11 protein-coding genes are annotated in these 14,321 nt (G+C 49.8%); 6 read left to right on the top strand and 5 right to left on the bottom strand.

What is annotated here, in order from left to right; all coding sequences use genetic code 11:
- Positions 1-97: 97 nt before the first annotated feature.
- A complete protein-coding gene (locus tag ON072_RS16225) occupies positions 98-1,144 on the bottom strand; it encodes a DUF3626 domain-containing protein (RefSeq protein WP_071237755.1) in 1,047 nt (348 codons plus the stop codon).
- Between the two features lie 223 nt (positions 1,145-1,367).
- Here ON072_RS16225 and ON072_RS16220 point away from each other — a divergent pair, with 223 nt between their 5' ends.
- Together ON072_RS16220 and dbpA are read left to right on the top strand one after the other, a co-directional pair.
- Complete coding sequence (locus ON072_RS16220) at positions 1,368-2,867, top strand: DEAD/DEAH box helicase (protein WP_025888572.1); 1,500 nt, start codon at positions 1,368-1,370, stop codon at positions 2,865-2,867.
- A gap of 140 nt (positions 2,868-3,007) precedes the next feature.
- The gene (gene dbpA, locus ON072_RS16215) at positions 3,008-4,393 is read left to right on the top strand and encodes an ATP-dependent RNA helicase DbpA (RefSeq protein ID WP_107110047.1); all 1,386 of its coding nucleotides are present in this window, start codon (positions 3,008-3,010) and stop codon (positions 4,391-4,393) included.
- Positions 4,394-4,520: 127 nt separating this feature from the next.
- Here dbpA and ON072_RS16210 read toward each other — a convergent pair whose 3' ends face one another.
- Positions 4,521-4,985 (bottom strand): Fur family transcriptional regulator, encoded by a 465-nt coding sequence (locus tag ON072_RS16210; RefSeq protein WP_045283125.1) that lies wholly within the window; start codon positions 4,983-4,985, stop codon positions 4,521-4,523.
- 447 nt (positions 4,986-5,432) lie between these two features.
- On the opposite strand from ON072_RS16210, the gene ON072_RS16205 reads away from it, so the two are divergent.
- Positions 5,433-7,685 carry a TonB-dependent receptor gene (locus ON072_RS16205; RefSeq protein WP_261753263.1) on the top strand — a complete coding sequence of 751 codons (2,253 nt, stop codon included), beginning with the start codon at positions 5,433-5,435 and terminating at the stop codon, positions 7,683-7,685.
- A 90-nt stretch (positions 7,686-7,775) separates the two neighbouring features.
- Here the strand turns inward: ON072_RS16205 and ON072_RS16200 are convergent, their stop codons facing one another.
- The 3 genes from ON072_RS16200 to pdxR all read right to left on the bottom strand — a co-directional run bounded on the left by ON072_RS16200 (position 7,776) and on the right by pdxR (position 11,722).
- On the bottom strand, positions 7,776-8,378 hold the full coding sequence (locus ON072_RS16200) for a PqiC family protein (protein ID WP_261753262.1): 603 nt from the start codon (positions 8,376-8,378) through the stop codon (positions 7,776-7,778).
- A gap of 1 nt (position 8,379) precedes the next feature.
- Positions 8,380-9,969, bottom strand: a complete 1,590-nt coding sequence (pqiB, locus tag ON072_RS16195) for an intermembrane transport protein PqiB (protein WP_261753274.1) — start codon at positions 9,967-9,969, stop codon at positions 8,380-8,382.
- 379 nt (positions 9,970-10,348) lie between these two features.
- Positions 10,349-11,722 (bottom strand): MocR-like pyridoxine biosynthesis transcription factor PdxR, encoded by a 1,374-nt coding sequence (gene pdxR, locus ON072_RS16190; RefSeq protein WP_101059230.1) that lies wholly within the window; start codon positions 11,720-11,722, stop codon positions 10,349-10,351.
- Between the two features lie 61 nt (positions 11,723-11,783).
- On the opposite strand from pdxR, the gene ON072_RS16185 reads away from it, so the two are divergent.
- From ON072_RS16185 to ON072_RS16175, 3 genes are all read left to right on the top strand, one after another.
- A complete protein-coding gene (locus ON072_RS16185; RefSeq protein WP_101059231.1) occupies positions 11,784-12,434 on the top strand; it encodes an FMN-dependent NADH-azoreductase in 651 nt (216 codons plus the stop codon).
- Positions 12,435-12,587: 153 nt separating this feature from the next.
- Positions 12,588-13,019: a GNAT family N-acetyltransferase gene (locus ON072_RS16180; RefSeq protein WP_101059232.1), complete on the top strand. Its 432-nt coding sequence runs from the start codon at positions 12,588-12,590 to the stop codon at positions 13,017-13,019.
- A gap of 100 nt (positions 13,020-13,119) precedes the next feature.
- Positions 13,120-14,097, top strand: coding sequence for a hypothetical protein (locus ON072_RS16175; protein ID WP_101059233.1), 978 nt, complete (start codon positions 13,120-13,122; stop codon positions 14,095-14,097).
- The last annotated feature ends 224 nt before the right edge of the window (positions 14,098-14,321 follow it).

Raw genomic sequence — 14,321 nt, 5'->3', positions numbered from 1 at the left:
TTCACTTCGATGGCACAGCTACCGCAGTGAGCACACGGTGCATACTCACGGGGTAATACCAGCTCAATCGAGACTACCGACCAGAGATGGAGTGCCCTCAACGGCTGTGACCAAAACGCACCAGCACATGCCACAGCAACTTGAGCTGCTGCTTGAGCTCGGTTTCATTGCCATGCATGCGCCACTGCTGCGGATCTTTATGCAGTGCCAGCGCCGCCTCCCCTATCAGACGGGCATCGAGCAGGCCATCCGGTGCCACCAAGGAGGCGAGCTTGGGCATGGCGGCACCGCGAAAATCTGGCGGCACCTCATCAACCGGCATTTGATAGCCCTGATGCCAACACAGCTGCAGTCGGTACTTGTCACACAAGCGCTGAATCAGAATCTCCATCTCTGTGCCTTTGAATGCCGGGTCGGCCACCAAGTGAGTCAGGTCTTCACCTATCACCAGCTCACCATGGCATTGAGCCTCAATGTAATGATCCAGGTCACCGCTCATGGGGCGCTCAAACCTGGCTGCCACCCCCAAAGGCAAGGCATTAACTAGATAATCGACCAAGGCCGCCGGGCGCAACTGACTTACACCCAATGCCGAACTACGTTCAAAGCACTCGTTGAACAGCGCGGCAAAAATATCTTCAAAGCAGGCCGCAGTTCCTTTTTCCCTGGGCTCTCGGCAGGAGTCCAGATAGCTGAACGTGCAGCGGTGCAGCAACGCAGGTGATGACAACAGATAACAACTGCCGAAACGGGCCGAGGGGCCGTTTTGGTGCATGCCCAGATCCAGGGCGCCGTATTTTGGGCGCCCTCTGGCGCCACGATAACAGTCGCCAAACAGCTGGTTTTCCCAATGATCTCGCGGACCACCAACCTGAGGCGAGAGTTTGCCGTTGGATACCCGGGTTTCAAACTGGGTCTTGTAAATACCGTCGGCCAGCATACCGGCCAACACGGGCCAACCGCGGGAGTCGATTCTGTCCGGGTGGAAATGAAAGGCGATACGGCCATGTTGAGCCAGCATATTCAACCCGAGCGCAAGCCGTGCCGTGTCGATGGCGGACATCAACTGCACATTCTTGATCACGCTCAGCGCATACTCCCTGCGATGCAGGGCCTGTGCCTGTATATGCTCTATTGCCCCCATACACCTCACCGAGTCGAGGCCTGAATTTGGCTCTTGCTTTTCCAAGATAGGTTAAGCGGCTGCTTTGCAACAGTAAAAGTTAAGACAAGCGTAAAATAAAAGGGTTCAAGTTGGCTGCAATTAGCACTTTAGCCGCAAATGCTGTAAGCTTGCCGCCTTCGCCGCAACGCTGTGCACTGCGGCTCCCATATCTCAGCTCCGCGCTGTCAATTGAGAAGATTGCATGAGTTTTGCCTCCCTGGGCCTGTCGGCCCCGATTTTGAACGCTGTCGCCGAACAAGGTTACTCCACTCCATCCCCCATTCAAGCCCAGGCCATTCCCGCAGTATTGCAGGGCCGGGATGTGATGGCTGCCGCCCAGACAGGGACAGGCAAAACCGCCGGCTTCACCTTGCCTTTGCTGGAGCGTCTCAATGGTGGCATTCGTCCGCGGGGCAACCATATCCGCGCTTTGGTGCTGACACCCACCCGTGAGCTGGCCGCTCAGGTGGCCGAAAGCGTCAGTCTCTATGGCAAGCATCTGGATCTGCGTAGCTCAGTGGTCTTTGGCGGTGTTTCCATTAACCCACAGATGCAGACCTTGAGAAAAGGGGTCGATATCCTGGTGGCCACACCTGGACGCCTGTTGGATCTGTACCAACAAAATGCCGTCAAGTTCGGCCAGCTGGAAGTGCTGGTGCTGGACGAAGCCGACCGCATGCTGGATATGGGCTTTATTCACGACATCAAAAAAATTCTGGCTTTGCTGCCGGCCAAGCGACAAAACCTGATGTTCAGTGCCACCTTCTCTGACGACATTCGCCGCCTGGCAAAGGGCTTGGTGCACGATCCCGCCGAGATCTCAGTGGCTCCGGCCAATAGCACCGCCGAGCGGGTGAGCCAGAAGTTGCACCCGGTAGACAAGTCAAAGAAATCGGCGCTGCTGACCTCGCTTATCAAAGAGTACAAGTGGCAACAGGTACTGGTGTTTACCCGCACCAAACACGGTGCCAACCGTCTGGCCAAGCACCTGGATGGCAAAGGAATTGGCGCGGCCGCCATCCACGGCAACAAGAGCCAGGGTGCCAGAACCAAGGCTCTGGCCGATTTCAAGAGTGGCAAGGTTAAGGTGTTGGTTGCCACAGATATTGCCGCCCGCGGCCTGGATATAGATCAATTGCCACAAGTGGTTAACTTCGATCTGCCCAATGTGGCCGAAGACTATGTGCACCGCATCGGCCGTACCGGCCGCGCCGGTGCCAGTGGTCAGGCAGTGTCTCTGGTAAGTGCGGAAGAATTCAAGCAGCTCAAAGACATAGAGCAGCTGATCGGCAAGACTATCGAGCGTGAAATCGTCAATGGCTTCGAACCTCAGGAAGCCTTGCCGGAATCGCGACTCAACCCGAATAAGATAGGCCCGAAAAAGCCCAAGAAGCCGAAAAAGCCCAAAGAGGGACATCAGGATGGCCAGCGTAGCGGCAACCTGGATAAAGGTAATGGCAACAAACCGGCCAATGCTGAAAACCGCCATCGTCGTCCGGCCCAGGGCGCCAAGACCGAGGGTTCAAGTGCCAGACGTAAGCCCACGAACGCCAAACCTCAGGGCGGTCGCTCCCAGGAGAGTAAGCCGCAAGGCGCCGGCAAGGGCAATAGCGGCTCAGGCCAGCAGCGCAATAACCAGGGCCGGGCATCACAGCAACGCGACTCACAAGCGCGCGGCTCCCGGCAAAGAAATGAGCGCTAAGCTCAATCAAGCCTGAGATTGAAAGCCCACCCGAGTGGGCTTTTTCAATGCTGCTAGATTAGTCTGCCTAAAAACCATCCCCGCCTGTTACAATACCCCTTTACCATTTTTGCTCCATTTGCGAGCCCATAGGACACAGCTTGAGTGATTTACCCTTTTCCAGCCTGCCGTTGAAACCCGCCCTGCTGGCCACCCTGAACGATCTTGGTTTCACCGCCATGACCCAGGTTCAAGCCGCCAGCCTGCCGGCCATTATTGAAGGCCGCGACGTGTTGGCTCAGGCGAAAACCGGCTCGGGCAAAACGGCGGCCTTCGGTCTTGGGCTATTGAATCGACTCAATGTGAAACGTTTTCGGGTGCAGTCCCTGGTGCTCTGCCCTACCCGGGAGCTGGCCGATCAGGTGGCCAAGGAGCTGCGCCGTTTTGCCCGCGGCATTCACAACATCAAGATCCTGACCCTGTGCGGCGGTGTGCCTGTGGGGCCGCAGATAGGCTCGCTGGAACATGGCGCGCACATTATAGTTGGCACCCCGGGGCGGGTACTGGACCATCTGCAGAAGGGGCGTCTGGATCTGGGCGAATTGCAGCAACTTGTGTTGGATGAAGCCGACCGCATGCTGGAGATGGGCTTTGCCGATGCGCTGGAGCAGATAAGCGCCTATATGCCGGACAAGCGCCAGAGTTTGCTGTTCAGCGCCACCTTCCCGGAGCCGATTGCCGAATTGGCCCGCGCCATGATGGATAAGCCGCTCAGCATCAAGTTGGAGCAGCAACATGATCAACTCAGCATAGCGCAGCAGTTTATCGAAGTGACGGACACCGCCTCCAGGCTGCAAGCGGTGGAAGCATTGCTACTGGCCCACAGGCCGGAGAGTGCCGTGGTATTTTGCAATACCAAAAAAGAAACCCAGGAGCTGGCCGACTGCCTGGAGCAACAGGGCTTCAGCGTGCGTGCACTCCATGGCGATCTGGATCAGCGCGAGCGCGATCAGGCGCTGGTGCAGTTTGCCCTCAAGAGCGTGGTGGTGTTGGTAGCCACAGATGTTGCCGCCCGGGGGCTGGATATCGAAGCCCTGGATCTGGTGATCAACTATCAACTGGCGTTCGATCCCGAAGTGCATGTGCACAGGGTCGGTCGTACCGGCCGCGCCGGTGCCTCGGGCCAGGCTGTCAGCCTGGTAGGCCCAAAAGATGGCATGCGAATGGCGCTGCTGGAGGATATCTTCGGCCCGCAAACCATGAGCGAACTGCCACAGCCCGGCAGTTTCTCCTCTGCGCCGATAAGAGCAGCAATGCGCTGCATCCGCATTGAAGGCGGCAAGAAGCATAAGCTGCGCCCGGGGGATATTCTCGGCGCCATCACAGCCGACAACCGCCTGACCGGCGCCGATGTGGGCAAGATACAAATTCAGGATATCTGGTCTTATGTGGCGGTGCGCAGCGAGTGTGCCAATACCGCGGTCAAATTACTGAGTGAGCGCAAGCTCAAAGGCAAGTCGTTCCGCGCCTGGGCGATGAAACCTTAAACCGAAACCATCAACACCGCCAAAGGCGGTGGTTTAAGAATGATAAAAAGCCTGCATCAATTGCAGGCTTTTCTTTTCGCAAACTGTGTTTTCATTTTTGCCGCTTTTTCACTTCAGGTCAGGCAACTCAGCTCTTATGGCTGCATTGTTTGCAGCACCCCAGCAGCTCAAGCTGAGGCGATGCCAGGCTGAACTGATTGGCATCGGCACTCTGTTGCAGCGCTTTACTGATCCCGGGCTCCAGCAGCACTTCCTCCACCTGATGACACTCTTGGCAGATGAGAAACTGTGCCTGACTATGACATTGGCAGTCGAGGGCACCGCAGCTAACAAACTTATTAAGCGTCAGTAGCTTATGTACCAGTTGCTGCTCAGCGAGAAACTCCAGCATGCGATAGACAGACACTATGGGAAGTTGCTGGTGAAACTCACTCTTGACCCTATCGGCTATCTCATAGGCAGACAGCGGCGTATCGCTCATCAGCAGTACACTCAACACCTGGCTGCGCTTTGCCGTCAACCGGCCGCCATTGGCCTGGCAACGGGCTTGCGACTGCTGGAGTTGTGCTTGGAGCTGTTCATTTTGATTCATAGTGGCGTTTGAGTTTAATTGAATGATCTGGGCTGAGCGTTTTGGCCATGTCTGTTGCCAATGTAAGTGGTCTGCATCGGCTCGGACTCTATGCTTCGAGTCTCTATGCTTCGAGTCCCTATGTTTCGAATCCCTGTGCTTTAAGCTCTGGCTCCCGGCTCATAGCATTGTACCTGCAATGGCTAGCGGTCGTCCAAGCCGGGAGAGAAAGCCTATCCAGCTTCACTGCATCAAGCGATTGTTTTGGGCTTGTCTATTGCCACGGCCCTTCCCTCGACTGTGACTTCAATGTCTATGTTGGCTAGCGCACGCCTATCCCCTGCACAGCCGCATAAAAGATCAAAAATAAAACAATCAAAACAAAAACCAAACAAAAGTAAATGAACTTGCTCCAAAGTCATGACAACAACAAAATAATGAAACGTTATAACATTACAAAATAAACCAATGAAATACTCAATTCCTTTGCTCTTGCTTGGCGGCGTCCTGCCGGTCGCAGCTGAGCAGATAGAACACCTGCAAGTCAGTGGTCAACGTCCTGAAACTTCACTCAGCTACCGCCTTGATGCCGATAAACTGGTTATGGAGGGGCCTAAGCTTGAGGAACAGAAAGCCGCCACGCTGGGAGATACTCTGAAATTACAACCCGGACTCAACAGCAGCTTTTTTGGCACTTCAGCCGGTCGCCCTCAAATCCGCGGTCTTGGCGGCCAGCGGGTTCTGATAGGCCTCAATGGCCTGGGGGTAAGAGACATGTCCTCAATAAGCGATGATCAACTGATCCCGGTGGAACCCTTTCTTGCCGACAGCATTAGTGTCATCAAGGGGCCAGCGGCCACCATTCTCTACGGTGGAGAGGCGATAGCCGGCCTGGTAGAGCTGCAGGATGGTCGTATTCCATTAGAGCAAGCTACTAGCCCCCTCGAAGGAAAGCTGGAGCTGCAAACCGGCTACAATGCCGATCAGAGCCTGATGAGCCGACTTCAGGGCGGCAATGAACGCCTGGTATTTAACTTGAACTTACTGCACAGGGAACGCAGTGATTATCATATCCCCGGCTTCAGTAAAGACCGCGATTGCAAGGATTGGAGCCAGATTGTGGGCGACTCACGCTTGGCGGATCAGTGCCAGATCGTACGCAGTCAGCCCGATTGGGAGTGGAACGGCAGTCGTTGGGTTGATGCAACCCCTGTTGAGCGGCAACAGATACGCGACCGCTCCATAGACAGCTTTGGTCGCGTCGACAACAGCAGCCTCTATATGACCAGCGGCAGTCTGGGGGCCAGCTTGCTGGGTGACAACAGCCTGCTGGGTGCCTCTGTGGGATATACAGAGAGTAATCGCGGCATTCCCGGATTCATGCATCTTGGCTCAAGGGCCACAGACACGCTGGAGCAAACCGGCGATATTCGCATTCACAGCAAACAACTAAGATTCGACGGCCTCTACCAATACAGATTCAGCGACCAGACATGGTTGCAGGACTTCAATCTCGCCACGGTCTACTCCAAACAGGAGGATGACGAGCAGATGTCAGCTCTGGACGTCAACGGCTTTGAACTCAATAACTGGCAACTCAACCCCAAGCTGAGCTACCAACTCCATCCACGTCTTCCCGGAGCGCTGGGGCTGCAATGGGAACAAAGCCAGCACCAAGGCTCGGGTGTGGACAATTACCTGCCGGAAATAGACACCAAGCGCCAGGCCGCTTTTTTGCTGCAGGACATTCTGCTGGGGCCTGTCAGTGTGCAGCTCGGTGGCCGCTTGGAAAAAGTCGACTATCAACCCGAATTGGGAGATTACCAGCCGGGGAGAGGCGCGGGAGCCAATATCAAGGCCCGTGATTTTCATCTGAAAAACTATTCCGCCACCCTGCGTTGGGATATTTCCTCCCTCTGGTGGTTACGCACCACCTTTGTCCATGCAGAGCGGGCTCCCGCGGTGAATGAGCTTTACGCCAGTAATCCCCATTTTGCCTTACTCATAGAAGAGCAAGGCAACAGCGACCTCAAGGCCGAGCAGAGCGACTCTTTGAGTCTCAGTACCGGCTTCAGCTATGGCGGCTTCAGCGCCAGTGCCAGTTGGTATCAAAACAAATATCAGGACTTCATCTATCTGGGGAACACAGGTGTCAGTCGCGGTGGTGTTTACGTCAGAGAATGGCGCCAGGCCGATACGGATAACGAAGGTATGGAGGCTGAAGTCAGCTATCGTTTGCCCTGGCAACGCTTTGGCGACATAGAACTGAGCGCCTTCATAGACAGGGTCAAAAACCAACCTGTATACCGCTACGATGGCAGTTATAACCCTTTTGATTTCCAAAATCCGCGAGAACCCCGCCCCGGAGAAGAGAAGGAATACTGGCGCCGTACCATGGAGGGCAGCAGCATGCCGAGAATGCCCGCCTCCCGCCAAGGGGCGGAACTGCGCTGGCAATATGGCGATCTGCGCGCCAGCATCAACTATATCCACTACGACAAGCAGGACAAGGTGGCTTATCTGGAAAATCCTTCCCGCAGCTATGGCCTATTGGGGGCTTACCTGGGAATAGAGCAAAACCTGTTTGGCCTCGACAGCGAGTGGTTTATCCGCTTGGATAACCTCACTGATGAAGATGCCCGCCCACACAATAGTTTCCTGCGTTACCTGGCACCATTACCGGGAAGAAGCGCCGCAGTGGGATTCAGAGCCAAGTTCTGACGCCATTCCCATTGCAGTAGACTCTCTAAAAGAAGCACACTGCTGTGACCGCATGATGCAGCCGCAGCAGTGGCTAAATTAGGCGAAACCTTAGCGATAAGAAGCCAAATTCTGTTCGCTAGTGAGATTCAGACTCGCAATCCCGGCATCAATATCCCGCGCCAGCTTTTCAAGCCCCAGGGAGAGACTCTCAACCAGCGCCGGGTATCCGTCTGAAGCAAGGGGCACGTCATAATGAAAGTCGGCCTGCAACACTTGTTCGCCGGAAGACTTACTGATGCGCCAATGGCCCCCAATCAAGGCATCGCCGCTGTATCGTCCGTGAAACTCGTTGAAACCTAAAGTCAGGGTTAACGGCTGCTGCGCTGGTATATTGACCCAGGCCTCACGTGGGCATTCATTGGCCAACAAAGATGCCATCTTGACCTTTATCTGCTCAGTGATATCACCGGCCCACAGATGCTGACGGGCGATAGCCAATTCATGGTTTGAAACCTGATAAACCAAACCATTGCCCGCCAGAAAATCCGCCATTTCCACCCCGGCGAGGCGCCATTGACACTGGCGCTGAGGGGATGTTGCTCTCGCTTCAGGAGTTGCCTGCGGCGCTTTACCCAAGAAGTAAGTGGCTACCTGGGGTTGGCTGGAGCAGCCGGCCAATACCAGCAGTAGAGAAAACAGGATAATTCGCATATCAATCGGCCTTTTTCGGTGTCGGATCGGCGGCAGTATCAGCCCCCATGATCAAGAGGTTGGGTTTTTCATTCAGTTGCCGTGACAAGGGCTGCAACTCCCGCATCACAGCCTTGAGCTGTTTCAGGCTGGATTGCAATTCGGCGTACATGGCCGAGTCCTGGCCATAGTCCTGCGCCATCCCTTGAAATTCCCGCAGCGTGTTTTGCAGCTCACCCGGTAAGGCCTGCATCTCCTGTTGTTTAAGCAACTGCTCCAACCTTTGCCCCACCTTGTCCCATTGCGCCAAGGCGGCACTGGTGTTTTCCAGGGTATGGTTGACCCCCTGGAAAGTGCTCTCCAGTGGTAAGTTATTTAATTTGCTGATCAGTTGCCCCACCTGTTTTTGTATTTCGGCCACTCCGGCACGCTTGGTGGGAAACAGTGGATACTCCATAAAAGTTCCGGCCTGGTATGGCTCGGCATCCGGATACAGATCCAAGTCGATGAATAGCGCGCCGGTTAACAGACTCCCTGTCTTGAGACTCGCTCTCAGGCCGGCCCCCAAGTCTCTGTCTATTTCTGAGCGCAGCTGCTCAAGCCCCGTCGACTCGGCGTTTTCAAATACCCGTGCCAGCTCAATTCTGACCAATACAGGAATGGTGCCATTGCTGAGTCCTGCGCCATGAACACCATACTGCTGCAACGTCAGCGGTGCCTTGACCACTTTACCTATGGTAATACCGCGGAATTCGACGCTGGCGCCTTCATGCAGCCCCCGCACCGACTCATCAAACAACATGACATATTCCAAATACTGGCTATAAAGACTCTGACTGGCCAGCTCCCGCGAGTCATAGAGACGGAAATGGTCCTCACCATCCTCAACCTTTTCCCCGGCCAAACGCCCCTCAGGCAAGCCAAAGCTGACGCCTCCTCTGAGCAATGACTCCAGGGAACCCACCTGCAGATCCAGCCCCTTGGCAGACAGCTGCATATTCAGCCCCGAAGCCAGCCAAAATTGGCTGTTGCTGCGTACCAACTCATCATAGGGTTTATTGATAAACAACTGGTAAAACGCCTGGCGTTTATCGGTATCAAAGCCGGTGCTTTCCACTCTGCCGACAGTGAAGCCTTCGTAGAGTACAGGGTCGCCGACACCGAGCTTGCCCGCCTGGCGGCTATTGAGCACTACCCTGATGCCCTGTTCATCGGCCGAGGCCACCGGAGGATGCTCCAGCACATTGAATTCATAATGGCCGACGGCAGATCTTCCCGGCTCCAGCTCTATGTAGGCACCGGACAACAAGGTATCGAGCCCTGTTATCCCCTCTTTGCCGATCCTGGGCTTTACCACCCAGAAGCGGGCGTCTGTGGTGAGCATTCTCTCGGCGTCCGGCGACACTCTTGCCGTCGCAATAATCGCGCTGTAATCATCACTCAATTTAATGCTCTCAATCACACCAACATTGACATTACGCGACTTGATAAAGGTTTTGCCTACCTCTATGCCTTCGGCGGTCTTGAGGTGTAGCTTGATCTCACTGCCGAGCTGATTGAAGTAGTCATATAGCATCAAACAGCCGATGAGTAATGCAACTATAGGTATCAGCCAAACTGTCTTACTTTGCCCAGCAACTTACGTCGAAAGATTTTACAATTCCAATCGACGCAGTTATCTGCAAGTAATGCGTAGAGCTGGAATACGTTTTTTTGGAAAAATAAATACCAACAACTTTATTCATCATATTGACGCTCATTATGGGATTAAGCTATTGCGACTTAATCTGGCGCATATGAAGTCATTTATTCGAAGATGCATCACATAACTGCACAGTTTTGTATTTGATGATGGGACTATTAGTATGCAGAATGTAAGTTATCCATCTTACTTTTATTAAATATTAGACAGCTTTATCAAAAAGGATAATTTTACTTTTCAACAAGATGTGTCAATGCAAGTCGCAAATGACACCCTTAACAATACAAAGTCATAAAGCCTGAAGGACATCCTTTATTTTCACAACAAGCTTATTACATTCATCTTCATTCTCAATATTGGCATAGCTAATTATAATCCCTTGTTTCTTTTCACTTGTTGACCATGAAGATAACGGTTCAACATGAAGACCTTTTTTTAAGAGATACTTTGATAGTTCTACATCTGTACACTTATTTAAACTTAACAATAATGTAATGTTCATACCACCATCCGGGTGAATAACACTCACTTCGTTCAAAATGGACTTTAAAACTTTTAAAGTAAACATCCTGCGCACTCTATACACCTCCTTCATACGCTGAATATGACGGTAAAAATGTCCTTCAATCATAAACAATGTTACTGCTCTCTGTGTAAATTCAGATACATTATTTGAATGCAAATCAGCAATATTGAGAAAAGTTTCCACTTTATATTCAGGCACAACAAAATATGCCAGCCTCAAACTGGGACAAAGGACCTTGCTAAACGTCCCCATATAAATAACCCTATTATTGACATCAAGGCTTTTCAGTGCAGGATTATTATGTTGTCCATTACAAAAGTCTCCATCATAATCATCCTCAATAATCCATGCTTCATTTCTTGTGGCCCACTTTAACAAGTCCTTTCGACGCCGCAATGACAAGGCAATGCATGTTGGACTCTGATGTGCAGGTGTTACAATTACAGCAGAAAAACTCCCATCGGGAGGGATGATTAACCCTTCCATATCAAGCTCTGTTGGTTCGGGAACCAACCCGTTACTTCTCAACAATTTTCTTGTTAACGGATACCCTGGGTCCTCAATGACAACCTTCGAGTTATTCCTTAATAGAGCTTGCACTATCCAATTTATAGAATTTATATAACCTGTAGTTATAAATATTTGATGAGGTTTACACTGGATACCTTTTGACATCTGCAAATATCTAGCAATAGCTATTCTTAGATCCAATATTCCCTGAGGATTTTTTTGATAAAGATCAATAACCTTGGTCTCTCTTGCACATTTTGCTATAGTTTTAGACCATACTTTGCGAGGGAAGCAATCCATGGCGGGAATACCTAGCTTGAACGGGATTTCGCAATCAAACTTACTTTGAGATAGAGATTGAAGGGGGGAGTATTGATGGACTTCTACATCTATAGTATGCAAATTTGCACTGACTTTTGTACCAGATTTTCCATTGGATTCAATGTATCCTTCGGATTTTAGCCGTGAGTACCCTTCCTCAACCGTCCCCCTCGAAACACCCATATCAACAGCTAAAGCTCGACTTGATGGAATTCTATCTCCCGAACTTAATGTCCCTGTTAAGATCGCTTCTTTTATGCGCTGATAAACTTGTTCATATGCAAACTGCTTAGTTCCGCTTTTCATATCTTGGACTATATTTTATAGTGAAATATGGTCCTTTGATTAGAGCACATAGCTAGCTATTATGTCTACACTAATAGTGTTAGACGTAAACGCAATGAGAATTTTATTAATTAATGCTAGCCCTAGGCAGCGGCTTGCTAGCTCTTATCTAATCGCTGAACAGCTGATAAATGAAGTTTTTTGTGCTTCATCGATTATTGATGAATTGGATGTAACCTCTCTACCACCAATTGATATTGATTATGCAATGGCTCTCTGCTCACAAGGACTCGTGACTGATGAATCAAAAGGAAGCTTAGCTCTTTCTAATAGCCTTATATCCTCCTTGACATTGGCTGATATAGTAATAGTGACTTCTCCTATACATAACTTTTCGTTACCGTCTGGATTAAAATGTTGGATAGATCATGTTGTAAGAGTTGGACGGACATTTGAAGTATCAAAAGAACGTAAGATAGGAACCTTAAAGAGTAAGCCAGTTTACATTATTGCTTCTGCTGGAGGTTACTTTAAAGGAGATCAAGCATATCAACCTGACTTCTTTACTCCTTATCTAAGAGAAATTTTTTCTGTAATTGGTTTAAATGATGTCTACGTTTTCATACTCGAAGGTTCTGCCAGGAAAGCAGATGCACTAGCTAAAAAGATGGATTATATAACTGAAGAAATTCGTTCACATCTAAAAAAGCATTATAGTAGCATTTTGTTATAGGAGATTTCCTGATCTAAAGATAACTATGAGAATGTCAAGAAGTTGAATTTGATTACAATCATCGTCACTCAAACTTCTTCTTTATGTTAAATTCTATCAATCCTATATAAAAGTATGGGTACGGCTTATTTTTCATAATTATAAGGAGTAGATATGGATAGCTTATCATTTAAGCACATGGAAAGTTTAGAAGAAATAAAGAGTTGTTTCATCATAATGAAACAGCTTCGTTCCCATTTGATTGATGCTGAGACATTTGGTTTGCAGATATTACATCAACGTGAGTCAAGTTACCATTTGCTCGCAGCATATAAAAATGAAGATATTGTTGGCCTAGCTGGATATCGCTATTTGGAAAACCTCCTTTATGGTAGGTTTTTATATGTCGACGATCTAATCGTGTCGAGTGATGCTCGTAACTTAGGTCTGGGAGAAAAGATTATCAGTTTTTTGCGTGAAGAAGCTCAATCCATGTCATGTGCTCATCTAGTATTAGATACTGGAATGGGGAATGCGCTTGCTCAACGATTTTATTTTAGAAATGATTTTCTCCCAAAAGGAATTCACTTCTCTCAAGAAATTTAAAGCAGTACAATCTCATAGCATTAGAGTTTTTGAGTGCTATACATCCCAGTTTAGATAAACTTAAAGAGAACAACATCTACACCAATTCACTGGAGAATATATGCGTTCACTTCCACTTCCTATATACACACTCATATTACTCATTTTCCTTTACCCTTGGTTTCTTAAAGGATTTTATCTAGGTAACGTCGGAGAACTCAATAAAAGCGTATCATTACTAGCGCTAGCCATGGCGTTTGGTACTCCTATTTATGCAATGTATCTTTCCATCCGCCTGAGACAAACACCCGCGGCTGACGATACCGAAAGATCACATCGCCACTTTGTCCTTCTTGGTGTCATTGTCCCATCCCTGTTCACCCTTATCGGGGTCATCCTATACATGCTTGGAATGGGGATGATGGCGGAATTATTTGTCTATTACACTTTTTGGGCCATTGCGGCATTTATATTCCTAAAATCTGACACCAGAGACTTATCCGCAGTTAAGACAGTTCCAGCAAGCTTAAGAGTTGCACATGGCATAAGCTCTCTGATACTCGTTGTTTTTATTGCCGCTCACCTTACCAATCATCTTGCTGCAAACTGGGGCGGAACAACTCATATTCAAGTGATGGAAACCCTTAGACTGTACTATCGAGAGCCGCTGGTTGAAGTACTTCTGATAGGTACCTTCTTATTCCAAATCGTGTCAGGCCTTATTCTATTATCCAAACATGCTGATAAGGCCAGTGACGGCTATAGAACCATACAGCTGGCTACCGGCCTGTTAGTGATGGTGTTCTTTACTTCACACATTACAGCCGTTATTGGCTTAGGCAGAAGCTTTGCGTCTGTAGATACGAATTGGGATTGGCTGGTTTATGCCCCAGGATTGTTAAAAGATCCATGGAATGTTCGACTGGTTGTTCACTATGGTCTGGGTGTATTTGCATTGTTAGTACATTTACTTTTAGGACTAAGAGTTGTAATGACAGCACATAAAGGTGAAAAACTTGCCAATAGAATGTTCTGGGTATGCATGATTACACCATTTATTATTACATTTTTTATCATGAAACCACTGGTTACAGCATAGTAACGTGATAACAATATAGAGCATCCATCCAAGGAAGGCTCAAGTAAGTCCTCTTGGAACTCTAGCTTATACAGCAATTGGCGCTCAAGGTATTTGACTGAAGGCATGCCGGGGCTGACCTTTCCCCCGAATTTAAGACCATAACATTGATGAGATTTCCAATACACTAGAGCCAATGGAGATCTCAACATGAAGAAACGTTACACCGAAGAACAAATCATCAA

Origin of the sequence: Shewanella sp. K8, assembly GCF_028823715.1 — a bacterium.
Taxonomy (GTDB): domain Bacteria; phylum Pseudomonadota; class Gammaproteobacteria; order Enterobacterales; family Shewanellaceae; genus Shewanella; species Shewanella algae.
Note: the sequence above shows the minus strand (reverse complement) of the source record. Positions and strands in the feature narration are given on the sequence as shown.